Genomic DNA, 22696 nt, shown 5'->3' with positions numbered 1-22696 from the left:
TGGCGTCAGCCGGGTGAGTCGCTGGTCGCTCAGACGGGGTCGGGGAGGACGGTGTCCTCCGCGGGCGAACCCGCGTCCGCGGCCGGGGACTCGGCGTCCGCGCCCGGTGACTCCGCGTCGTCCGTGCGAGGTTCGCTCGGGCCCGGCGGCGCGCCGTCCGGGTCGTCGCCCTGCTCGTCGAGTTTTCGGTCCACCTGTTCGCCGATGTAGCGGATCACCACCGCGCCGCAGGCGGCCACCGGGACGGCCAGGAATGCGCCGACGATCCCGAACAGCGACGATCCCGCGGTCACCGCGAGCAGCACGATCGCGGCGTGCAGGTTCATGCTCCGGCTCTGCAGCACCGGCTGCAGCACGTTGCCCTCGAGCTGCTGCACCGCCAGCACGATGATCAGGACGATCAGGGCGGTGGTCCAGCCCTTGGCCACCAGCGCCACCAGCACCGCCAGCGCGCCGGCGACGAAGGCACCGACGATCGGGATGAAGCCGCCGAGGAAGGTGAGCACCGCCAGCACCGGTGCCAGCGGCACTCCGAGCACGATCAGCCCGAGGCCGATGAAGAACGCGTCGACGAAACTGACGAGGGCCTGGGTCCGGATGAAGCCGCCGAGGGTGTCCCACACCCGCACCGCCACGGCCTCGAAGTGCCGGCCGGCGCGGCCGCCGCTGACCCCGTGCAGCCACGGCAGGAACCGCGGTCCGTCCTTGATGAAGAAGAAGGCCAGGACCAGCACCAGGAACAAGGCGATCAGCATCGAGGCGGTCGCGCTGACGCCGCTGAACACGCCCGTCGCGATCGACTGCGCGCTCGACTGCAGCTTGGTGATGATCGCCTGGACGGCCGAGTCGATCTGGTCGTCGCGCAGGTTCACCGGCGGGCCCTTGAGCCACTCCTGGACCTGGCGCAGACCCTGGCTGGCCTTGTTGGCCAGCTCGGGGGCCTGGTCGACCACCGAGGGGATGATCAGCGCGATGATGCCGGACAGGACGGCGATGAACCCGACCAGGGTGATGCCGGCCGCCGCGGCGGGAGGGAGGCCGCGACTGGTCATCGCCCGGGTCGGCGGCCACAGCACCGTGGACACCACGATGGCCATCAGCACCGGCAGCACGACCACCCACAGCTGGCCGAGCGCCGCCCACACCACCCAGGCGCCGGCGGCGATCGCGACCAGGCACAGCGACCACTTGGCAAGCCACATGCCGCCCGCGCCGAGCACGTCACCGCGGTCGACGAAGTGTCGCCGCGCCGGATTCGGGGCGGCGGTGGTGGGCGTTTCGCTCACATTCGGTCCTTCCTGGCGGGATCTTGGGCCGAATCTACCGCGCCGACCCCTCGTGGGAGAGGAGCCAGCGTTTCGTCGGCAATCCCCACCGGAAGCCTCCGAGCGCGCCGCCGACCCGCACCACGCGGTGGCACGGGACGAACAGCGCGGCGGCGTTGCGGGCGCACGCTGCCGCCGCGCCTCGGACCGCGGCGGGCCGGCCGGAGCGGACGGCGAACTCGGTGTAGGTGATCGGCTCGCCGGCGGGCACGTCGCGAAGCACGTCCCAGGCGTGCGTCAGGAACTCGCCCGAATGCTGTTGCACCGCAATGGCATCGACGGCCTCCAGGTCGCCGTCGTGGTAGCGGGTCACGGCGCGGGTCACGGCCCCCAGATCGGCTCGCGGGGTGATTTCGGCGGGCCGCAGGCTGGGATGGATCAGCGCCCGCAGCTCCTCGGCGTCGCCGGTCCAGCCGGAGGCGAGCACCGCGCCGTCTGCGTCGACCACGGCGGTGAAGGGGCCGACAGGGGTGGGAACGGTGGCGTAGTTGGCAGTCATCTCTGGTCCTCGTGGTCGGGGAGTGTGGGTGGGATCGCGCCGCGCCGCGAAAGTGCGGCACGCCACAGGTGCATCGACGCGTACGAGCGCCACGGCGCCCAGCGCTCGCCCTCGGACAGGTTCACCCCGAGCGCGGCGGCGCCGCGGCGCACCACCAGGTCGGTGCCGAGCAGGGTGTCAGGGTCGGCCAACGTGCGCATCGCGACGTAGTCGGCGGTCCACGGCCCGATCCCGGGGTAGGACATCAGGTCCGCGCGCAGGTCCGCGGCGGTGCGCCCGGCGTGCAGGACGAGGGTGCCGTCGGCCAGCGCGGCGGCGGCGCCGATCACGGCGTCGATCCGGCGCGCCGGTCCGGCCAGCACCTCGTGGCCCCGCGCGGCAATGGTTGCGGCGCTGGGGAATCCGTGCGTGAGTGCCGCGTCGTCGACCGGTTCGCCCAGGTGTGCCACCAGCCTCGCGGTCGCGGTGGCGGCCGCGGCCAGCGAGATCTGCTGACCGATCATGGTGCGCAGCAACAGTTCCTCGGCGTCGATGCTGCCGGGCACCCGGATCCCGGGCGCGGAGTCGACGCTCTCGGACAGGGCGGGGTCCGCGCGCAACGCGGCGTCGACGGACTCGGGGTCCGCGTCCAGGTCGAGCAGGTGCCGCAGCCGGGCCACGGCGGGCGCGAGGTCGCGCATGTCCTGCAGGGTCAGGTCGGTCAGGACGTGGCCGAAGTGATTTTGATGAATGGGGTTGATCCGGACGGCGGCGACCCCGGTGCCGTGCGGCAGGCGCAGCGTCCGGCGGTACTCGCCCGCGGCGAACAGTTCCAGGCCGTCGACGGCGTGCGCGGACAACTGCCAGGTCAGCCAGCCCGCATCCAGCGGTTCCCGGTAGGGCAGCCGCAGTCGGACGGTGCCCGCCGTCGGTCCGGCACCGTCGGTCCGTCGTGCAGCCTCGGCACGCATCGCCGACGGCGTCGCGGCGAAGACCTCGCGGACCGTGTCGTTGAACTGCCGGATGCTCGAGAAGCCCGCCGCGAATGCGACGTCGGACATCGGCATGGCGGTGGTCTGGATCAGCAGCCGCGCGGTGTGGGCCCGGTGCGCCCGGGCGAGGGCGAGCGGTCCGGCGCCGAGTTCGCTGGTCAGCGTGCGGGTGAGCTGACGCGTGGAGTACCCGAGCGAGGCGGACAACGCGGCCACCCCGCCGCGTTCGACGGCGCCGTCGGAGATCAGGCGCATCGCCCGGGCGGCCAGGTCGGAGCGGACATTCCACAGCGGCGAACCGGGTGCGGCGTCGGGCAGGCAGCGTCGACAGGCCCGGTAACCGGCCTGCTGGGCGGCGGCCGCGGTGGGCAGGAAGGTGACGTTGCCGGGTTTCGGGGTGATCGCAGGGCAGGACGGCCGGCAGTAGATGCCGGTGGTGCGCACCGCGGTGATGAACTGCCCGTCGAAGCGGGCGTCGCGGGCGGACACCGCGCGGTAGCAGCGCTCGAAGTCGAGGTGTGGTGCGGTCACACGACCACTGTGGCAGCCGCGCCCGGCTCGACGCTAGCGGGAATCGGACATCACCGTGTCGTCGAGGTCGTACCCGCCTGGCGGGGCGCGGTCAGCAGCAGCGTGTGCTCGGGTGCGCGTCCGCATCCGCGTACCGGGCGCGCCAGTACTCGCGTTCGCTGGGCACCGGGGCGTCGGGATGGGCGCGGCGCAGGTGCTCGGCGTACCGGGCGTAGTCGTGGTCGCCCATCACCGAGGTGACCCACCACCACAGCCCGTGGGCGACCCGGCGCAGCCCGGCCATCAGTGGTGCCCCCCGACGGTGTGGGCGGCGCCGGGCGCTCGGACCTTGCCCTCCGCGATCAGCTCGTCCCACTCGTGCTGGACGGCCTTCTCCGCGGCGGTGGGCACGAAGCCGGCCGGACCGAAGAGCCTCGACGGCACCGGTGGGGTCTCGGTGTCGGGCAGCCCGCCGGCGCGAAAGGCCTTGACGCAGACGAGGAGTCCGACCACCGCGACGATCAGGACCAGCACCGCGAACACGATCGACAGGGTGCCCTGGACGAAGGTGTTGCGGATGACCGCGTCGATCGCCTCGGGTGTCTTCGCCGAGCCGAAGCTGCTCAGCCCCGCGTTCCGGGCGTCGACGAAGTCGCGGTGCTGAGCCCAGTACCCGATCGCCGGGACATCCGAGAAGATCTTCTGCCAGGACGCGGTCATGGTCACGATCAGGTCCCAGACCAGGGGCACGGCCGGGATCCATGCCCACTTGAACAGGCCCTTCTTCATCACCACCACCAGCACCACCGTCAACGCGATCGCCGCGAGCAGTTGGTTCGCGATGCCGAACAGCGGGAACAGGGTGTTGATGCCGCCGAGCGGGTCGGTGACGCCCATCAGCAGGACCGCGCCCCACAGCCCCACCACGACGATCGAGCAGAACCAGGCGCCGAACCGCCAGGACGGGTCCTTGAACTTGTGGGCGGCGCCGCCGAAGTTGCCGAGCGAGTCGGAGAGCATGAACCGGGCCACCCGGGTGCCGGCGTCGACGGTGGTGAGGATGAACAGCGCCTCGAACATGATCGCGAAGTGGTACCAGAACGACTTGAGGCTCTCCCCGCCGATGAACTGGCTCATCACCTCCGACATGCCGAAGGCAAGCGTCGGGGCGCCGCCGGTGCGCGAGACGATGGACTCCTCCCCGACGTCCGTAGCGGCCTGGTTCAACTGCTCGGCGGTGATGTCGGCGCCGGGCAGGCCCAGGCTGTTGAGGTACTCGGGCGCGCTCTCCGCGGTGCCGCCGGTCAGCGCGGCGGGCGCGTTCAGCGCGAAGTAGAGGTGCTGGTCGAGGATGCACGCGGTGACCAGGGCCATGACGGCGACGAAGGACTCAGTGAGCATCCCGCCGTAGCCGATCATCCGGGTCTGCCGCTCCTTCTCGAGCAGTTTCGGGGTGGTGCCCGACGCGATCAGGGAGTGGAAGCCGGACAGGGCGCCGCAGGCGATGGTGATGAACAGGAACGGGAACAGTGACCCGGAGAACGCCGGGCCGTCGCCGTCCCAGGCGAACGAGGTGGTCGCGGGCATCTGGATCTGGGGGTGGGCCACCAGGATTCCGGCGGCAAGCAGCGCGATCGTCCCGACCTTCATGAAGGTGGACAGGTAGTCGCGGGGAGCGAGCAGCAGCCACACCGGCAGCACCGACGCGGCGAGCCCGTAGCCGATCATCAGCCACGCGAGGGTCACCTTGGAGAGGGTGAACCAGTCGGTGCCCCAGCCGGTGTCGGCGACCCAGCCGCCGGAGACGATCGCGAGCAGCAGCAACACCACGCCGATCAGGGAGACCTCGGAGACCTTGCCGGGTCGGAGGAACCGCAGGTAGACGCCCATGAACAGGGCGATGGGGATGGTCAGGGCGATGGAGAAGACGCCCCACGGGCTCTCGGCGAGCGAGTTCACCACCACCAGCGCGAGCACCGCGATGATGATGACCATGATGACGAAGACGCCGATCAGGGCGGCGATCCCGCCGACGACGCCGAGTTCCTCGCGGGCCATCTGACCGAGGCTCCGGCCCCGGCGCTTCGAGGAGATCCACAGCACCAGGAAGTCCTGGACGCCGCCGGCGAACACCACGCCGATGATGATCCACATGGTCCCGGGCAGGTACCCCATCTGTGCGGCGAGCACCGGACCGACCAGCGGACCGGCCCCGGCGATCGCCGCGAAGTGGTGACCGAAGAGCACCCGCCGGTCGGTCGGCATGAAGTCCTTGCCGTTCTCGAGCACCTCGGCGGGCGTCGCCCGGTCGTCCCGGGGCTTGACGATGCGGCTCTCGATCAGCCGGGCGTAGAAGCGGTAGGCGATGAGGTACGTGCACACCGCCGCGATGACGAACCAGACCGAGCTCACGTGCTCGCCGCGCACGATCGCGATCATCGTCCAGGCGACGGCACCGACCACGCCGATCGCCGCGAACACCAACTTCTTCGCGGGGGTGATCGGGGTCCGGTCGACGATGCCGACCGGCGGCAGGTCCGGGTCGGTGTACAGGTACTCGATGTTCGGGTCCGACGCGGGTTTGCCGGGGGTGGTGGTGGTCATGGGGACCTCCTGGGCAGGCATCGACTGTGACCTACGTCACCCTATTCCGGTGGGGTCCAGTACGCGCGCCGTCCGCGACGGTGTGCGGTCGAAGCCGGGAGGTCAGAACCGGTCTGCGTCGGCGTCGATCCAGTCCGTGAGCCAGCCGTCCGGCGGGTTGTCGAGCAACTCGCCGGGCAGCAGCCACTCGTACAGCTCGGCGTACGTCCGGGTGGTGTGCGCGTCGATCCGGCGGTTGAGCATGGACGGACGCAGCTCGTCGAAACCGTCGAGGCCCATCGAGGCCACCATCTGCTTGGCGCTGGCCACCGTCGACTTCTGGAACCGGTGGACGCGGGCGGCCTTGTCGGGGACGTCCAGCGCCCGGGCACGGGCGGGGTCCTGGGTGGCGACGCCGACGGGGCAGTGGTTGGTGTGGCAGGCCTGCGCCTGGATGCAGCCGACCGCGAACATCATCGCCCGCGCCGCCAGGGTGAAGTCGGCGCCCTGGATGACGCGCTTGACGATGTCGCTGCCGCTGGCGACCTTGCCGGATGCCCCGATCTTCACCCGGTCCCGCAGGCCGGCCCCGACCAGTGCGTTGTGCACGAGCATGAGGCCCTCGGTCAGTGGCATGCCCATGTGGTCCTCGAACTCCACCGGCGCCGCGCCGGTGCCGCCCTCGGCCCCGTCCACGATGACGAAGTCCGCGGTGACGCCCTTCTCGACCATGGCCTTGCAGATCCCGAGGAACTCGACCCGGGACCCGACGCACAGCTTGAACCCGACCGGCTTGCCGCCGGACAGGGTGCGCAGGGTGGCGATGAAGTCGACGAGCTCGTTCGGGGTGTCGAAGGCGCTGTGCGCGGGCGGGGAGATCACGGTCTGGCCGACCGGGACGCCGCGGGTGGCGGCGATCTCGGCGCTCACCTTGGCGCCGGGCAGCACCCCGCCCAGGCCCGGCTTGGCGCCCTGGGAGAGCTTGACGGAGATGGCCTTGACCTGGTCGTCGGCGGCCTTGGCGGCAAACAGTTCCGGGTCGAAATGTCCTGTGGCGGTGCGGCACCCGAAGTAGCCGGAGCCGATCTCCCAGATCAGGTCGCCGCCGTGCCTGCGGTGGTGGGAGCTGATGCCGCCCTCGCCGGTGTCGTGGGCGAACCCGCCGCGGGCGGCGCCCGCGTTCATCGCCTCGACGGCATTGCCGGACAGCGAGCCGAAGCTCATCGCGGAGACGTTCAGGAGTGCGATGTCGTACGGCCGGGCGCAGTCCGGCCCGCCCAGTCGCACGGTCGGCGTCTCCTCGCCGGCATGCCGGGCGCGCAGCGAGTGCGCCATGAACTCGTGCCCGGGCGCCTGCACGTCCCGTTCGGTGCCGAACGGCTCGTCGTCCTTGGTGCCCTTCGCTCGCTCGTAGACGAGGTCGCGGGTCTCCCGGTCGAACGGCGTTCCGTCGGTGGCTGATTCGACGAAGTACTGCTGGATCTCGGGTCGGATCCGCTCGAGCAGGAAGCGCGCGTGTCCGAGGACCGGGTAATTGCGCAGGATGCTGTGGCGACGCTGCAGCAGGTCCCGGGTGCCGACGCAGGCGAACGCCAGGGCGATCACCGCGAGCACCCACCAACCCGACGCCACCGCGACGGCGAGCGCGACCGCGGCCAGCCCGACCAGCCACATCCCGGCCACGATCAACCAGCGCACGATTTGCCACCTCCAGCTCGGCCGGCCCGAAGTGGGGCGCGGCGCAGGTCATTTCGACGGTGATGCGACTCGGCGACCCGGGCATGGGGTGCCGGGGTCGCCGAGTCGGGTGCTGCGGAGAACTACGCGGGGATGGTGAGGACCTGGCCCGCGTTGATCAGGTCCGGGTTCGCGATGCCGTTGGCGTCCGCGATTCGCTGGTACTGGTTGCCGTCGCCGTAGTAGCGCTCGGCGATGACCCACAGCGACTCGCCGTCACCGACGGTGTGGGTCTGCGGGGCCGGCGGCGCCGGGGGAGCGGGCGCGGGAGCCGGCTCCGGCTCGGGAGCGGGAGCGGGCGCGGCCTCGGGGGCAGCGGCCTCGACCGCGGTGTCGGTGGCCCAGACGGCCTTGTCGCCGGCGTACAGCACGACGTTGCGGTCGTCCTGCACGACGAGGCGGACGCCCGAGTTGCCGGCGGTCTGCGAGGCCCAGACGGGGTCGTTGCCCTCGGTGTAGAGGACGAAGTTGCCGTCGTCCTGGAGGTCGGCCTTGACCGCGCTCTTGCCGTTCGTCTTGCTGGCCCAGACGGCGTTGCCGGCCTCGCTCAGCACGAGGTTGCCGTCGTCCTGCAGCGTCAGCGCGTAGGCGCCGTTGCCCGAGGTGAGCGACTGTCCGGTCGACAGGCTCGATCCGGCCTGCAAGGTGTCCGCCACGTGTGTCCCCTTTCAAGGGCAATTTCAGGTGATGTGTATTTCGGTGCGAACCATGACGGACCCCGGGAACATGGCCCCCCACCGTCCGCGGCGAAGCCTACCTGCGGGCGGCGGCAAATCGGCTGTGCGAAACGTACTCTGGGCGCCGTGACCCGATGGCAGAACGAGCGAGACGAGGCGCAGTCGCGCGCCTACATCCAACGATTCGAGCAGCTGGCGGCGGACGGCGCGGACCTGCACGGTGAGGCGCGGATGGTCGACGCGCTGCTGACGCCGGGGTCGCGGGTGCTCGATGCCGGCTGCGGCACCGGGCGTGTCGGCCTCGAACTCGCCCGGCGCGGCCACGCGGTGACCGCGGTAGACCTGGACCCGGTACTGGTGGCGGCGGCGCGGGAGCACGCCGAGCTGACGGTGTACCTGGCGGACCTCGCGGAGCTGGACCTGCCGGGCGAGCAGTTCGACGCGGTGGTCGCGGCCGGGAACGTGATGATCTTCGTCGAGCCCGGCACCGAACGGACGGTGCTGGGCCGGCTCGCCGCTCACCTGGCGCCGGGCGGGGTGCTGGTCACCGGCTTCGCCACGGACTACCGGTACACCGCCGATCATCTCGACGCGGATCTCGAGGCGGTGGGGCTGGTCAAGGAACACCGCTTCGCGACCTGGGACCTGCGGCCCTGGCGAGCCGACGCGACATGGGCGGTGACGGTCGCGCGAAAGCGAGGGTAGCGCCCGCCTCAGGCCCAACAGGCCAGGGCGAGGCCCCCGGCGAACGGAATCACGGCCAAGGGTGCACAGGACAGTGCGGCACCCAACGGGCCCTGCTGTGGGTTGAGGTACGCGGGCTGGACGGGCGCGGGTATCGGCGATGCCGGTCCGGCGGCGGCGATACCTGGGGCGAACGCGAACACCGGCACCGTGGCCGCGGCCACGATCGCTGCGCGGAGTGAATTTCTGGTCATTGTGTTCCTCCTGGTGGCGGCGTCGCGCACCGCGCGGCTCCGGGGTGCCCTCGGATTGCGCTCTTCTCATTGTGAGCGCCGGGACACCGCATGTCACGGCCGTGAGCTACCCGTTCTGCCCGCCGTCGACGAGCCTTGACGCGGATCATCGCCGCCGCGATCAGCGGCATTGAGGACAGCACCAGCGGGTACCGATCCGCAGGTCTACGGACCGGTGTGTGCAGGGCGCCCACACCGGTCCGTAGACTCTGGAGACCGTGAGCCTTACCCTCGGAATCGTCGGACTGCCCAACGTCGGCAAGTCCACCCTTTTCAACGCGCTGACCAACAACGACGTGCTGGCCGCGAACTACCCGTTCGCGACCATCGAGCCCAACGTCGGCATGGTCGAGCTGCCCGATCCGCGGCTGGTCAGGCTCGCCGAGATCTTCGGCTCCGAGCGGATCCTGCCCGCGACGGTCTCGTTCGTCGACATCGCCGGGATCGTCAAGGGCGCGTCCGAGGGCGCCGGCCTGGGCAACAAGTTCCTGGCCAACATCCGCGAGGCCGACGCCATCTGCCAGGTCGTTCGCGTGTTTGCCGACGACGACGTGGTGCACGTCGACGGCCGCGTCGACCCCGCGTCGGACATCGAGGTGATCGAGACCGAGCTCGTGATCGCCGACATGCAGACCCTCGAGAAGGCCCTGCCGCGGCTGGACAAGGAAGCGCGCAAGAACAAGGAGCTCAAGCCGCTGCACGACGAGGCGGTCAAGGCCCAGGCGTTCCTCGACGAGGGCAAGACCCTGTTCAGCGTCAAGGACAAGCTGGACTTCGGGCTGCTGCGCGAGCTGAGCCTGCTCACCACCAAGCCGTTCCTGTACGTCTTCAACGCCGACGAGGCCGTGCTCACCGACGAGGCGAAGGTCGCCGAGCTGCGGGCGTCGGTCGCCCCCGCGGACGCGGTGTTCCTCGACGCGAAGGTCGAGCAGGAGCTGCTCGAGCTGGACGAGGAGGACCGCCAGGAGATGCTCGACTCGATCGGTCAGTCCGAGCCCGGCCTGCACGCGCTCGCCCGGACCGGCTTCCACACCCTCGGGCTGCAGACCTACCTCACCGCCGGCCCCAAGGAGTCGCGCGCCTGGACCATCCACAAGGGCGACACCGCCCCGCAGGCGGCCGGCGTCATCCACACCGACTTCGAGCGCGGCTTCATCAAGGCCGAGATCGTGTCCTTCGCGGACCTGGACGAGGCGGGGTCGATGGCCGCGGCCAAGGCCGCCGGCAAGGTGCGCATGGAGGGCAAGGAGTACGTGATGGCCGACGGCGACGTGGTGGAGTTCCGCTTCAACGTCTAGAAGAACCCTTGGTCAGCGGTCTCTTCGAGGCCGTTTGTCCGCAGCAGAACCCGCAGAGGCCCGGAACAGCTCGTCCCCGGCCCTGCGGGTTCTGTCGTCTGCGTCGGGCTGCAGGTGCGAGTAGGTGTTCAGCGTGACAGTGGGGGAGGAGTGCCCGAGCGCCCGCTGGACGGTCACCACGTCGCACCCGGCGGCGATCAAGCCCGAGGCGTAGAAGTGGCGCAGGTCGTGCAGCTTCGTTGACACCGGCATCCTTGCGGGTCTTTCGCCACCGAATCACTACCAGACGGCCGTGTCCGCCCGAAGCCGCCCTGGCCGCCACGGATCCCGTAGGTCAGCGTCCATCAATCATGACTTTGCCGAGGCCCTGCCCGTATACCGGGTGGCACCATTGTGTTTAACGACAAGTGCAGCGCAACAACAGGATTCGCATTACCGAACCAAATCGGACGTCGGTCAATACGATAACGCGACGCGTGTCTGGGGCCGGGGGAGTTCAGCGGTACCGAGGTGCCGCGTGATCATCCCTACTGAATGGAGTTCGTAGATGCTTCGTCCCACCATGCGCCGGGTCGCATCCGTAGTCTTCGCCTCGGCCGTGCTGGCCGGTGGCCTCGCCGCCGGTGTCGGCACCGCGACCGCCCAGTCGGCCCTGCCGGATCTCGGGTCCTCGGGTACGACCGACCCGAATACTCCGAGCACGGCCACCGAGACCTTCGAGAACCTGTCCGTGACAAGGGAGGTCATCGGCCGGAACGTCCTCGCGCCGAGCCAGGTCGTCACTTACCGGACCACGATCTCCGCAACCGGTGCGCCTGTCAGGATCATCAACCGGATCACTGATCATTTCGGGGGATATGTGCCCGGCAGTGCCAAGATCACTGCCTGGCGTGACGGGTCGATGAAGACCGAGAATGTGACACCCACGGTCATGGGGAGGGATGCGGCCTTCAGCGGCAACTGGACGGTGTCGTCCGACGGTGGCAAGACCCTGACCCTCGAGGTCAGTTACCGCCTCGGCGGCCTGGCGGCGTTCCCGGCAGGAGGTTTCGTCCTCGACAGCGGGTTCTCGGTCCAGGCGGATGGTCTCGGACTCAAGACCTGGGATCCGATGGGGGTCAAGGTGACGGTCCGCGACCCGAACGCGATCGAACTCGTGGAGAGTCTCGGATGGTGGGCCCTGTGCACCGGAGATGGCCTCAACATCCCCTGCGGCTCGTAGCCCCCGTCGTCGCAGCAGGCAGCGGCCGCACCAGGGCCGTCCGGGATTCTTCCGGGCGGCCCTGACCGCTCAGGCCATGTCGTCCTCGTCGCCGCGGGTCACCCGCCGCAACCAACGTCTAGAACCCGTGGTCGGCGGTCTCTTCGAGGCCGTTTGTCCGCAGCAGAACCCGCAGAGGCCCGGGACAGCTCGTCCCCGGCCCTGCGGGTTCTGTCGTCTGTGCCGGGCCATAGGTGGCGGTAGGTGTGCGGTAGGTGTTCAGTGTGACGCTGGGCTGAACGCCGGACCGAGAAACGTCTGCAGGTAGGCCAACAGGGCCTCCCGATCGTCCACGTCGACTGCCGATCCCGGCGTCCCCACCAGGGAGACGAGCATCCGGACCAGCCATTCCGCCGCCCCGGGCAGGTCGAGGTCCTCGCGGGCCAGGCCGCGTCGCTGGGCGTCACGCAGCCGGTCCACCCAGAAGTCGGACAGCTGGGCGACCACGTCCTGGGAGTAGGTGCCCATGATCTCGGCGTACTCGTGCGGTTCCCGGGCGGCCAGTTCAACGGCCAACGGCCCCAAGGGATTCTGCCTCGACAGCACGACCGCCTCGGTCAGCATGCCGGACACGCTGTCCTGTCGCGCGATCCGATCGGCCGCGTCCTCCCAGAAGTCCGCGCCCCGGCGGATCAGTGCCGCCGAGAGCAGTGTCGCCTTGTCGGTGAAGAACCGGTACAGATAGGCGCGGCTGACAGCGGCTTCCTGCGCCACGGCTCGCACGGTGGTGCGGCGGATCCCGTCGCGCGCCAGACAGAGTTCGGCGGCGTCCAGGATGCGGTCGCGCACGACGCTGGAGTCGGGTTTCATTGCCGCTCGATCATAGGGCGCCTGGAAGTTCGGAGAATTCTTCTTGTAAACACTTGTGTCGAAGTGTCTACAAAGCACTACGTTCTCCACCATGACCGGCCGTGCGGAGGCCCGGTCGCCGACCGGGGCGACGTCGTGTCGGAACGGTGAGCGCTACGGAGGACCTATGGGATTCCTGCTACCGGTGGAACCGGACATCGACGCGGACGAGTTGCGCCGCGGCCGGCGACCCACCCAGATGCGCATCCTCTCGGAGAACTACCTCTCACAAGGTTTCGGGACACCCGATGTGGTGTACGTCGGCTATCTCGTGAAGATCGCCCTGCTCATCCTCGGCGCGGCATGCTTCGCGTTGACCACGCCCGGCGTGGACGGCCTGCTCGACGTCGGCCAGTGGTGGGCCATGCCGGTCGTGTGGCAGAAGGTCGTGCTCTGGTGCATCCTCTTCGAGGTCACCGGCCTGGGCTGCGGGTTCGGGCCCCTGAACCTGCGCTTCCTGCCGCCGCTGGGTTCGTTCCTCTACTGGTTCCGCCGGGGAACCGTCCGGATGCCGCCGTGGCCCGGGCGGGTCCCGCTCACCTCCGGGCACCGGCGCGGCGTCGTCGACATCGCCGCGTACGCCGCGCTGCTCGTCTCGCTGCTGGTGGCGTTGGTCTCCGCGACCGCTGCCGGGACGGTTCAGCTGCCGTGGCAGAAGGTGGTCGTCGTCCTGGGACTACTCGCGGTCATCGGACTGCGGGACCGGACGATCTTCCTGGCCGCCCGTGCGGAGGTCTACGGCGCGATTGCCGTGACCTTCCTCGTGCCGTTCCCCGACTCCATCGTGGCCGCCAAGTTCGTCCTGCTGTGCATCTGGTGGGGTGCGGCGGTTTCGAAGCTCAACGTGCACTTCCCGTCGGTCGTGCAGGCGATGGAGGCGAACAGCCCGCTGTGGCGAACGAAGCGCATCAAGCACCTCTTCACCAAGTCGTACCCCGATGACCTGCGCCCGTCCGGGCTCTCGAAGTTGCTCGCCCACGGCGGAACCGCGATCGAGTTCGGCGTTCCGCTCGTGCTGATCCTGTCCGGAGGCGGCACCGTCACGACGGTCGCAGCGACCGTGATGATCCTGTTCCACCTGCACATCATCGTGACGATCCCGATGGGGACGCCGCTCGAGTGGAACGTCTTCATGATCTTCGCCGTGCTCACGCTGTTCGTGGACAAGGCGTCCCTGGGGCTCGACGACCTCGCGCATCCCGCGGTCCTGCTGATCCCGGCGGTCAGCTTCCTCCTCGTGATCCTCGGCAACCTGTTCCCGGAGCGGATCTGCTTCCTGCTCGGGATGCGGTACTACGCCGGGAACTGGGACACCACCGTCTGGTGCCTCTCGCCCAGCGGCGAGCAGAAGCTGACCGACGGCACGATCCGCTTCGCGATGCTGCCGCACCGCCAGTTGGAGAAGGTCTACGGCGGCGAGGACGAGGCCCGGGCCACGCGGCTCACCGGCTTCGCGTTCCGCGCGATCCACACGCACGGTCGCGCGCACGCCGCCCTGCTGCCCCGGCTCTTGGCCGACCGACCCGCGACGGAGTACGTCGAACTCGACGGCGAGACGGTAGCCGGCGTCGTGCTCGGCTGGAACTTCGGCGACGGGCACCTGCACTCCGAGCAGCTCGTCGAGACGCTCCAGGACCTGTGTGCCTTCGAGCCGGGTGAACTGAGGGTGCTGGTCCTGGACGCCCAGCCGATCCACCGGCAGACCCAGGCCTACCGGTTGCTGGACGCCGCCACCGGTGAGTTCGAGCGGGGCACGGTTCGGGTCGCGGACATGGTCAACCGGCAACCGTGGGCCGACGACATGCCGGTGACGGTGACCGGCGACGCTCGGGCGCGCTGACATGGCGAACGTGAGGACCGCGGTCGTGGTCGGTTCCGGCCCCAACGGGCTGGCCGCCGCCGTCCGGCTGGCCGGGCACGGAGTGAAGGTGACGGTGCTCGAGGCTGCCGAGAGTCCGGGGGGAGGCGCGCGCACCAGCGACCTGACGCTGCCCGGCCTGCTGCACGACGTCTGTTCCGCGGTGCACCCCTTCGGGGTCGCCTCCCCGTACCTGGCGACCCTGCCGCTCGCCGAACACGGCCTGCGGTGGCGGTGGCCCGAGATCGACCTCGTCCATCCGATGGCGGACGGGTCGGCCGGTGTGCTGGCCGGCGATGTCGACCGCACGGCCGCCGGGATGGGTGTGGACGCGGACGCCTGGCGTCGGGTCTTCGGGCCCCTGGCGCGCAGCTTCGACACCCTCGCCCCGGAGGTGCTCGGTCCGCTCCTGCGAGTGCCCAGGCACCCGATCGCCCTGGCCAGGTTCGGGCTCCGGGCCGGACTCCCGGCCACCGTGCTGGCCAAGGCATTCCGCACACCGCAGGCCCGGGCCCTGTTCATGGGGTGCGCGGCGCACCTGTTCCAGCCGCTGAACCGTCCGCTGTCGGCGTCGGTGGGCGTGATGTTGGTGGCGGCCGGGCATCGTCACGGTTGGCCGGTCGCCGAGGGCGGCTCGCAGGCGATCACGTCGGCGCTGGTGTCGGTCCTGCGTGAACGCGGAGGCGAGATCGAGTGCAACGCTCCGGTCGGGTCGTTCGCCGATCTGCCGGCGGCCGACGTGACGCTGTTCGACACGACTCCGCAGGCGGCCGCCGAGATCCTGGGCGAGCGGCTCGGCGGGCGAGGCAGGCGCCGGTACCGGTCCTACAAGTTCGGCCCGGCCGCCTTCAAGGTGGACCTGGCCGTGCGCGAGGGAGTCCCGTGGACCCACGAGTCCGCGCGCCGGGCTGGCACGGTCCACCTGGGTGGCACCGCCGGTGAGGTGGCGGCCGCGGAGGCCGCCGTCGTGACGGGCCGGATGCCGGAGCGACCGTTCGTGCTCGTCGGGCAGCAGTACCTGGCCGACTCGACCCGATCGGTCGAGGGAGTGCATCCGATCTGGGCGTATGCGCACGTCCCGTCCGGCTACGACGGGGATGCGACGGAGGTCGTGCTGGACCAGATCGAGGCGTACGCGCCCGGTTTCCGCGGCCGGGTCGTCGCGGTGCATGCCACCGGTCCGACAGAGTGCGAGCGCTACAACGCGAACTACGTCGGGGGCGACATCGGGGGAGGGGCAAACACGCCGCTCCAGATGGTCGGGCGACCGGGGTTCGTGCTCGACCCGTACGCGACCGGGGTCGACGGCATGTTCTTGTGCTCGGCCTCCACGCCTCCCGGTGCGGGCGTGCACGGCATGTGCGGGGCGGGTGCCGCCGCCAGCGCGTTGCGCAGTCTGGGCGTCGATGTGCAGCCCATCGGGCGCCGAGCCGACTGACGGGCTCGATCCAGAGCCCGCTTCTACCGTGAGCCGACCGCCAAGTGCCCCGCAGGCGCCTCGGCCAAGGTCCGGCGGGTGACGAACCGCCGCGGCGTCCCGGACAGTGGATCGGTGAATTCCAGTTCCCGCGCGAGCAATTGGAGCGGGAGGGAATGATCGTCCGGCGCGTCGGGCAGCAGGTCGGGGTATCGCCGGTCGCCCAGGATCCCGACGCCGAGTGCCGCCAGGTGCACCCGCAACTGGTGCATCCGTCCGGTGTGCGGACGCAGCACCGTGTGCAGCACAGCACGTCCGGAGGCGCTCACGCCCGTCCCTCGCACCTCGACCGCCGTCTCGGCGTTGGGCTCACGGACGTCGTCGACGACAACCCGCAACTCGCCGCGCCGAGCCTCGATGTGGTTGCGGTAGACGAGGGGAACGGCGCGTCCGTCGAGCGCCGGTGCGTCCTGGTCCCACCCGGGCGGTCGCGCCGACACCGCCTCGTAGACCTTCACGACCCGCCGCTTCTCGAACAGCGACTGGTATGCGCCGCGCGTCGCGGGGCGGGCCGAGAACATCACCACGCCCGCGGTCCCGCGGTCGAGTCGATGGATCGGCGCCAGGTCCGGGTTGTCGAGGCGGACCCGCAGTCGGACGAGCGCCGACTCGCGCAGGTAGCGCCCGCTCGGGGTGGTCGGTAGGAAGTGCGGCTTGTCGATCACGACGAGGTCGTCGTCGACGTGCAGGATCTCCTCGTGGAACGGCACCGGGTCCTCCGCCGGCAGATCGCGGTAGTACCAGACGAACGGGTGCGCGCCCAGCGCCGTGCCGCGACCGATCGGACGGCCGTCGGTGCCGACGATCTCGCCGGCATCGAACCGTCGGTGCAGGTCGTCGGCGCCGAGGTGGTCGAACCTCGCGACGACGTACTCGGCGATCGTCGCCCACGGCCCGGACGCCGGGACGCGCAGCCGCGTCGGTCCGACCCCGTTCTTGACGGGCAGCGGTGAGGGCATCGGCATGCGCGTCATCATCCCACCGGCTACTGGCTCGGCCGCGCCGCGGGCCGCGACGAGACGTGGGCGATGCGTCAGATTCCCGTTGTGTTGCCGACGAACGAACGAGAATGGCCCCGCCTCGAGGCGGGGCCATTCTCGTTTTGGAGGCGCCGCGTCCGAACCGGACGGCCCTGACGCGCTACCTCTCACGTTCGTCGGTCAGATCACGGCGCCTTCGAAGAGCACGCTGTACAGTCCGCCCACCACGAATGTCACGACGTAGAGCGCCCCCCTGATCGGGTCTCCGGCATTCGCGCCCTCTTGAAGCCAATTCATGATCTCGATCGATCCCATGTCCCCACTCCTCACCTCACGCTGACAGTGTCCATCGACTGTGTCGCTGTCACGGGCGCCGGCGTTACAGGTCGCGTGGGAGGGCGAATCCCCTTACCGGACTACAGAAGTCCGGACTCCAGAAGTCCGTTTCAGCGGGGACCGGGCTGACGGCCGACGGTGACCGTCACGTTGCCGACCTTGTGGCCCAGGTCCACGTATCGGTGTGCCTCGACGATCCGATCCATCGGAAAGCTGCGGTCGACGACGACGCGCAGCCCGTCGGACTCGAGCAGCTCCTTCACGAACGCAAGCGCCGACTTCTTCTCCACGGACATCCCGGGCCGGACGGTCCTTCCGCCACGCAAGGCAGTCCACGCACCGAGTGGCCAGTTGATCAGGCCGGTGGTGGGGAGGTAGCAGCCGTGCGGCGTGAGCGCCCGGCGGCATCGCGCGAACGACGTCGCGGTGATGGTGTCGAAAATGACGTCGTAGGTGTCGTGGCGGGAGCTGAAGTCCTCCCGGTGGTAGTCGACGACGTGGTCGGCTCCCAGTGCGGTGACCAGGTCGGCGTTGCGGGAGCTGCACACCGCGGTGACTTCGGCGCCGAAGCGTTTGGCCAGTTGCACCGCGTAGGTCCCGATGCTGCCGGAGGCGCCGTTGACCAACACGTGCTGGCCACCGCGGACGCGTGCCCGGTCCCGAAGGAAGTACAGCGCGGTCGACGGGCCGTCCACCGCGGCGGCCGCCTGCTCGAAGCCGATCCCGGTCGGCATCCGCTCGAGCGACGCGGTCTCCGGCAGGCAGACGTACTCGGCGCAGGCGCCGAGACGGAATCCGGTGAACCCGAAAACCTGGTCGCCCGGCCCGAACCGGCTGCCGTCCCCGCCAGTAGCTTCGATCTCTCCGGCAAATTCGAGCCCCAGGGTCCGCCGCTTCGCTCGTGGTCGCGTGACGCCGAGGATCAGGCGTCCCCAGCGGGGGCGCCCCCTGCGCATCAGGGTTTCGGCCCGGGTCACCGTCGTCGCGCGCACTCGCACAAGCACCTCGCCCGGCCGCGGCGTGGGGCGGTCCACCTCGTGGATGCCGAGGACTTCCGGCGGCCCGAACTCGGTGTACATGACGGCTTTCACCGGTAGACCCTCCTCCCGGGGTGCGCGGCCCAGACCCTCGCCCCGCGCCCGGTTCCATCGTCGTCCAATCGGAGGCGGAACGAGTACCGGGACGGTGCCGGAGTACTGGCGCCCGGGCCATTGACACCAGTCGGGCCACCGGTAAATACTGAACTAGATGGTTCAGTATTCCCGCCTCGACGTCTCGTTCGCGGCGCTCTCCGATCCCACCCGACGTGGGATCCTCGAGCACCTCGGGCGGACGGACGCCACGGTCAGCGAGCTGGCGGAGCGCTTCGAGATGACCCTCACCGGCATCACGAAGCACCTGCGTCTGCTCGAGGACGCGGGCATGGTCGTGACCGAGAAGCGCGGCCGCGTGCGCCACTGCCGGCTCGGCACGAACCCGCTCGACCGGGAGGCCGCCTGGATCAGGGGCCACCAACTCGAGATCGAGGGCCGCCTGGACCGTCTCGGACAGTTCCTCAACCGCATGGAGGAGTAACGATGACCACGCAACACACCCCCGCCGCCGCGACCGTGTCCACCCCCGGCGACCGGGACATCCACGTCGAACGCGTCTTCAACGCCACCCGCGACCGGGTCTGGGCCGCATACACCGAACCCGACCAGCTCGCCCAGTGGTGGGGGCGCGGAAACCCGCTCGACGTCGAGCGCTGGGAATTCGAGCGCGGCGGCCACTGGCGATTCGTCGAGCAACGCCAGCCATGCGGCGCTCGACGCGCTACTGGCGAAGGCCGGCTGAACGCTGCCGCGCTTCAGTCGCGGCGGCACAGGCAGAAGTAGTGCCCGGCAGGGTCGGCGAACACCGTGAAGCTCGGATGGTCCCGGGGGCCCTCGACCCGCCGGGCGCCGAGTCCGACCACCCACGCCTCGGCCGCGTCCAGGTCGTCGACGAGCAGGTCGAGATGGACGCGGACGCCCTCGGCCGGCCAGTCGAGTGGGCTGAAGTCCGGTGCCGGCTGAAACGCCAGCCGTTGTGCCCCCGGCCCCTGGAGGACCACCCAGTCGTCCTCGGATCTCGTGACCTCCCAGCCGAGCACGTCACGGTAGAAGCCGGCCAACGCGGCCGGGTCCGGGCAGTCCAGTACCGGGTAGTCGAACCCGATGTCGGGGCGGGTCATGGGCTCAACCCTAGGCGGCAGGACCGGGCGCTCGACACCCTTCGTGCGATCGCCGACTGCTGCCGGCTCGCCGGTGGAGTTAGGCTCGGTACTTCTTGGGTCGGGTCTGTCCAGTGGGGGAGGAGATCGCCGTGAATGTCGTTCGTAGGTTCGGAATGTGCGCCACAGTCGTTGTGGCATCGGGGTTGTCGGTGGTGGGCGTTGCTGCCGCGGCGCCGGTGACGGTTCCGTTTCAGGTCGATCCCGCCCCGTTCGGGAATCCGAACGGAAGCTTCGACGTGCCCCCGATCCGGTGCGCGGCGGTGGTCGGCGACCGGCCCGGCGTCGTGCTGATCACCGGCGGGAAGCCGGGTCGGTGGGGCTGCCCGCTCTCCTCCCAGGTGCATTGGCTGAACCTGTCGACCGGGGCGACCGGTTCCGCTCAACTGTCGGACGGTCTGCACGGGTTCCCGGCCGAAGCGACGCTGAACACCGGTGCCGGACAGGTCGTTGTCACCGTCAACCCGCTGGGGGGCGGATCGGTCACTCCCGGCTTCGCCACGTTCGCGGTGCCGTGACAGGCGGGCTGCCGGCCGAATGGTGACCGGGATCGGCATTGCGCGGCCGATCCCGTCCCTCGAAGGAAAGTCCGGGTCGGTGCATCATGGGAGTGAAAGGTCAAGGCTAGAATCGGCCGCACAATCATTACCGAGTGGAAGGGTCGACCATGGGGAGGAGCAGGACGCGGGATCTCCCCGACCTTTCCGTCTTACTCCTTCCGCAGACCGAGTTGATGCTCGCAGTCGAGCACGCGGTCCTGCGGAATCGGAGCACGGGATGGGTGGCGGCGTCGCTGGCCGAACAGATCGCGGCCAAGCTGGCGGGAGTCATCACCCTCGACCTCGTGAGCACCGGCCAGCGGCTGCTGGAGCAGGACATCAGCGAAGTCCTGGAGGTCAGCCGCGCGCCCGTTCGTGAGGCTCTGCGGATTCTCGAGCGCGACCGGTTGGTCGAGTTCCAGTCTCGCCGGGGCGCCATCGTGATGGCGCCGACCTCCAGCGAGCTTCAGGACACCTTCGCGGTCCGGGGGGCTCTCTACGCCATGCTGCTGCGGCAGGAGGTGGAGTCGCAGCCGGTCCGGCTGAAGGAAGTCTTCGAGGAGCACCTGCCTCGGATCCTCGTCTCCTCACGCGAGTCGCCGGATGCGTATGCGGGGTCGACGTTCATGCTGAACTGCGCGATGGCCGAGATGGCCCGGAATCGCACTCTGGGGGAACTGCTCCTGTCGCTGTCGACCCAGACCATGCGGTACGTCCGGCTGGGCCTGGTGTCGAACCCCGAGCAGTTGCCCGAGCTCGAAAAGAGCTGGGAGAGCTTGTACAAGGCCGTCGGCAACGGTGACATCGACCGGGTGATCGAGATTGCCGAGGGTCGAGTCGCGAAGATCCAGGACCTCGCGGTCGAGGCACTCAAGCGCGTCGAGGCGTCGGCTTCCGACTGACCGCATCGGTCGGGCCGCCACACCCGTGATGTGTGCGCGGACTCCGAGTGAGCCGAAGTGCCGGCGAGGCATGGACTCTGCGACTGCCTGTACCGGTGTCGAATGGGGATGCCCGTCGCGGACCCGACTCGCCACCTCGTAGTGGCCGGCCGCGACCTTCGGGCGGCGGATCTGTCTCCTGTAACCTGCCCGGTCCCGAGAAACCTTCACTATCTTGTCGACATTAATCGCGCGAAGTGCTAACTTGTGATCCATGCCATGGCGAGCTTCCGCGCTGGCGGTGGCACCTAGGACTCGAACTGGTCAGCACTACCCCTTGAGACAGAGGAGGAACCGTGAACATGAAGGTCACCCCACTCACCGGTGCGATTGGCGCATCTGTGGAGGGCATCCGGCTCGACGAGCCGATCGGGCGAGACGTCTTCGAGACCCTGCACACGGCTTTTCTCGAGCGGTGCACCCTTGTCTTCCGCGGCCAGCACATCTCGCCCACCACTCAGGTTCAGTTCGCCCGGCTGTGGGGTGACCCCGTGGTGACGGCGATGCTGAACCCGCTCGACGGCAACCCCGAGGTCGTCCAGCTCACGAACATCAAGAAGGAGACCACGGCAACGGAGGCGTGGCACTACGACGCGGCCTTCACCGAGGCGCCCCCGAAGATCTCGATCCTGTCCGCGGTGACGGTGCCCGCGGGCGGGGACACGATGTGGTCCAACCAGTACCTCGCCTACGAGAACCTGTCCGCGGGTCTGCAGAAGACCGTGCGAGGCTTGAACATTCGGTTCCACGGCCTCCGGCTCGGCCGAATGATGAATGTCGCCGAGGATGAGATTCCGACGGCAGTCCACCCGCTGGTGCGGACGCATCCGGAGACCGGGCGCAAGGCTCTGTATGTCGGTCACCGCGAGAACGTCTGCATCGACGGCTGGAGCCGCGAGGAGAGCGCCGACTTCCTGGAGTACCTCTACACCGCGTCGGTCACGCCCGACAACGTCTATCGGCACATGTGGCAGGAGGGCGACGTGGTCATGTGGGACAACCGATGCACCATGCACTACGCCGTGCACGACTACGACGATGCGGACCGGGTACTCAATCGAGTCACCCTCCACGGCGAAGTTCCGGCGTAGCCGGTCCATTCAAAAACGTTGCACAGCAATCGAACCAGATTGACTGCGGGAACGAATCCGATCTAGTGCAGGAAGTCGAGACATTGGATACAACGAACAGAGCGGTAAGGGCGCGCCCTGCCGTCGGCGTCGTCCGGGAAACGAACGACGGTGAACGGCGGGTCGCACTGGTCCCCAAGATGGTCGCCTCGTTGATCGGCAAGGGCGTCGACGTCATCGTCGAGTCCGGTGCCGGGCTCGCCGCCCTGATGCCCGACGAGCTCTACAAGGAGGCCGGTGCGGCCATCGGCGACGCGTGGTCCGCCGACGTGGTCCTCAAGGTCGCCGCCCCCAACACCGAGGAGACCGGCCGGCTGCGGCCGGGTCAGAAGCTGATCGGGTTCCTCGCCCCGCGCACCAACGAGTCCGGCATCGCCGCGCTCGCCGCCGCGGGTGTCGAGGCGTACGCGGTGGAGGCGATCCCGCGTATCTCCCGCGCGCAGGTGATGGACGCGTTGTCCTCGCAGGCCAACGTCGCCGGCTACAAGTCGGTG

The 22696-nt window shown here is 69.5% G+C and carries 24 protein-coding genes and 1 pseudogene; 11 read left to right on the top strand and 14 right to left on the bottom strand.

The features are described from left to right. Positions 1 to 29: 29 nt before the first annotated feature. From RT2_RS20755 to RT2_RS20725, 7 genes are all read right to left on the bottom strand, one after another. Positions 30 to 1286, bottom strand: a complete 1257-nt coding sequence (locus RT2_RS20755) for an AI-2E family transporter (RefSeq protein WP_072846701.1) — start codon at positions 1284 to 1286, stop codon at positions 30 to 32. Between the two features lie 34 nt (positions 1287 to 1320). Next, a complete protein-coding gene (locus RT2_RS20750) occupies positions 1321 to 1824 on the bottom strand; it encodes a methylated-DNA--[protein]-cysteine S-methyltransferase (protein ID WP_072846700.1) in 504 nt (167 codons plus the stop codon). Then, positions 1821 to 3326: a DNA-3-methyladenine glycosylase 2 family protein gene (locus RT2_RS20745; RefSeq protein ID WP_072846699.1), complete on the bottom strand. Its 1506-nt coding sequence runs from the start codon at positions 3324 to 3326 to the stop codon at positions 1821 to 1823. Before RT2_RS20745 ends, RT2_RS20750 begins: the two co-directional genes overlap by 4 nt. Positions 3327 to 3417: 91 nt before the next feature. Continuing rightward, positions 3418 to 3609, bottom strand: a complete 192-nt coding sequence (locus RT2_RS20740; protein ID WP_072846698.1) for a YbdD/YjiX family protein — start codon at positions 3607 to 3609, stop codon at positions 3418 to 3420. Further along, positions 3609 to 5909, bottom strand: a complete 2301-nt coding sequence (locus RT2_RS20735; protein WP_072846697.1) for a carbon starvation CstA family protein — start codon at positions 5907 to 5909, stop codon at positions 3609 to 3611. The genes RT2_RS20740 and RT2_RS20735 overlap by 1 nt, the downstream gene beginning before the upstream one ends. A 102-nt stretch (positions 5910 to 6011) precedes the next feature. After that, positions 6012 to 7589 (bottom strand): FMN-binding glutamate synthase family protein, encoded by a 1578-nt coding sequence (locus RT2_RS20730; RefSeq protein WP_072846696.1) that lies wholly within the window; start codon positions 7587 to 7589, stop codon positions 6012 to 6014. Positions 7590 to 7708: 119 nt separating this feature from the next. Continuing rightward, the gene (locus RT2_RS20725; protein ID WP_072846695.1) at positions 7709 to 8281 is read right to left on the bottom strand and encodes a LysM peptidoglycan-binding domain-containing protein; all 573 of its coding nucleotides are present in this window, start codon (positions 8279 to 8281) and stop codon (positions 7709 to 7711) included. Positions 8282 to 8428: 147 nt separating this feature from the next. Here RT2_RS20725 and RT2_RS20720 point away from each other — a divergent pair, with 147 nt between their 5' ends. Further along, positions 8429 to 9007, top strand: a complete 579-nt coding sequence (locus RT2_RS20720; RefSeq protein ID WP_083577525.1) for a class I SAM-dependent methyltransferase — start codon at positions 8429 to 8431, stop codon at positions 9005 to 9007. Between the two features lie 8 nt (positions 9008 to 9015). Here RT2_RS20720 and RT2_RS25595 read toward each other — a convergent pair whose 3' ends face one another. Then, positions 9016 to 9240: a hypothetical protein gene (locus RT2_RS25595; protein WP_139191249.1), complete on the bottom strand. Its 225-nt coding sequence runs from the start codon at positions 9238 to 9240 to the stop codon at positions 9016 to 9018. Positions 9241 to 9497: 257 nt separating this feature from the next. Between RT2_RS25595 and ychF the strand changes: the two genes are divergently transcribed. Beyond that, the gene (ychF, locus tag RT2_RS20715; protein WP_072846694.1) at positions 9498 to 10577 is read left to right on the top strand and encodes a redox-regulated ATPase YchF; all 1080 of its coding nucleotides are present in this window, start codon (positions 9498 to 9500) and stop codon (positions 10575 to 10577) included. A gap of 12 nt (positions 10578 to 10589) precedes the next feature. Here the strand turns inward: ychF and RT2_RS25190 are convergent, their stop codons facing one another. Next, positions 10590 to 10823 carry a tyrosine-type recombinase/integrase gene (locus RT2_RS25190; protein ID WP_245709474.1) on the bottom strand — a complete coding sequence of 78 codons (234 nt, stop codon included), beginning with the start codon at positions 10821 to 10823 and terminating at the stop codon, positions 10590 to 10592. Positions 10824 to 11124: 301 nt separating this feature from the next. Here RT2_RS25190 and RT2_RS20705 point away from each other — a divergent pair, with 301 nt between their 5' ends. Further along, positions 11125 to 11799 carry a hypothetical protein gene (locus RT2_RS20705; RefSeq protein WP_139191250.1) on the top strand — a complete coding sequence of 225 codons (675 nt, stop codon included), beginning with the start codon at positions 11125 to 11127 and terminating at the stop codon, positions 11797 to 11799. 258 nt (positions 11800 to 12057) lie between these two features. Here the strand turns inward: RT2_RS20705 and RT2_RS20700 are convergent, their stop codons facing one another. Further along, positions 12058 to 12648, bottom strand: a complete 591-nt coding sequence (locus tag RT2_RS20700; protein WP_072846692.1) for a TetR/AcrR family transcriptional regulator — start codon at positions 12646 to 12648, stop codon at positions 12058 to 12060. Between the two features lie 166 nt (positions 12649 to 12814). Between RT2_RS20700 and RT2_RS20695 the strand changes: the two genes are divergently transcribed. Both RT2_RS20695 and RT2_RS20690 read left to right on the top strand, forming a co-directional pair. Further along, on the top strand, positions 12815 to 14527 hold the full coding sequence (locus RT2_RS20695) for a DUF3556 domain-containing protein (protein ID WP_072846691.1): 1713 nt from the start codon (positions 12815 to 12817) through the stop codon (positions 14525 to 14527). Between the two features lie 10 nt (positions 14528 to 14537). Then, the gene (locus tag RT2_RS20690; RefSeq protein WP_072846739.1) at positions 14538 to 15983 is read left to right on the top strand and encodes a phytoene desaturase family protein; all 1446 of its coding nucleotides are present in this window, start codon (positions 14538 to 14540) and stop codon (positions 15981 to 15983) included. A 23-nt stretch (positions 15984 to 16006) separates the two neighbouring features. Here RT2_RS20690 and RT2_RS20685 read toward each other — a convergent pair whose 3' ends face one another. The 3 genes from RT2_RS20685 to RT2_RS20680 form a co-directional block, all read right to left on the bottom strand. Beyond that, entirely contained in the window at positions 16007 to 16999 is a 993-nt protein-coding gene (locus RT2_RS20685) for a pseudouridine synthase (protein WP_072846690.1), read from the bottom strand. 183 nt (positions 17000 to 17182) lie between these two features. Beyond that, positions 17183 to 17317 (bottom strand): hypothetical protein, encoded by a 135-nt coding sequence (locus tag RT2_RS26595; protein ID WP_255312561.1) that lies wholly within the window; start codon positions 17315 to 17317, stop codon positions 17183 to 17185. 131 nt (positions 17318 to 17448) lie between these two features. Then, positions 17449 to 18429 (bottom strand): NAD(P)-dependent alcohol dehydrogenase, encoded by a 981-nt coding sequence (locus RT2_RS20680; RefSeq protein WP_072846689.1) that lies wholly within the window; start codon positions 18427 to 18429, stop codon positions 17449 to 17451. 157 nt (positions 18430 to 18586) lie between these two features. On the opposite strand from RT2_RS20680, the gene RT2_RS20675 reads away from it, so the two are divergent. Together RT2_RS20675 and RT2_RS20670 are read left to right on the top strand one after the other, a co-directional pair. Then, positions 18587 to 18913: an ArsR/SmtB family transcription factor gene (locus tag RT2_RS20675; RefSeq protein ID WP_072846688.1), complete on the top strand. Its 327-nt coding sequence runs from the start codon at positions 18587 to 18589 to the stop codon at positions 18911 to 18913. Between the two features lie 2 nt (positions 18914 to 18915). Continuing rightward, positions 18916 to 19125: pseudogene (locus tag RT2_RS20670) on the top strand (SRPBCC domain-containing protein); the annotation flags it as partial. Positions 19126 to 19187: 62 nt separating this feature from the next. Here the strand turns inward: RT2_RS20670 and RT2_RS20665 are convergent. Next, positions 19188 to 19553 (bottom strand): VOC family protein, encoded by a 366-nt coding sequence (locus RT2_RS20665; RefSeq protein WP_072846687.1) that lies wholly within the window; start codon positions 19551 to 19553, stop codon positions 19188 to 19190. 155 nt (positions 19554 to 19708) lie between these two features. Between RT2_RS20665 and RT2_RS20660 the strand changes: the two genes are divergently transcribed. The 4 genes from RT2_RS20660 to RT2_RS20645 all read left to right on the top strand — a co-directional run. After that, positions 19709 to 20110: a hypothetical protein gene (locus tag RT2_RS20660; protein ID WP_072846686.1), complete on the top strand. Its 402-nt coding sequence runs from the start codon at positions 19709 to 19711 to the stop codon at positions 20108 to 20110. A 215-nt stretch (positions 20111 to 20325) separates the two neighbouring features. After that, the gene (locus RT2_RS20655; protein ID WP_245709475.1) at positions 20326 to 21033 is read left to right on the top strand and encodes a GntR family transcriptional regulator; all 708 of its coding nucleotides are present in this window, start codon (positions 20326 to 20328) and stop codon (positions 21031 to 21033) included. 341 nt (positions 21034 to 21374) lie between these two features. Further along, entirely contained in the window at positions 21375 to 22163 is a 789-nt protein-coding gene (locus RT2_RS20650) for a TauD/TfdA dioxygenase family protein (protein ID WP_174556738.1), read from the top strand. Positions 22164 to 22246: 83 nt separating this feature from the next. Beyond that, positions 22247 to 22696: Rossmann-fold NAD(P)-binding domain-containing protein (locus tag RT2_RS20645; protein ID WP_503826518.1), on the top strand; the 450-nt coding region annotated here is incomplete at its 3' end.

The organism is Rhodococcus tukisamuensis NBRC 100609 (assembly GCF_001894985.1).
Classification (GTDB): Bacteria; Actinomycetota; Actinomycetes; order Mycobacteriales; family Mycobacteriaceae; genus Rhodococcus_G; species Rhodococcus_G tukisamuensis.
The sequence above is the reverse complement of the archived record's forward strand: the minus strand, read 5'-3'. Positions and strand labels throughout refer to the sequence as shown.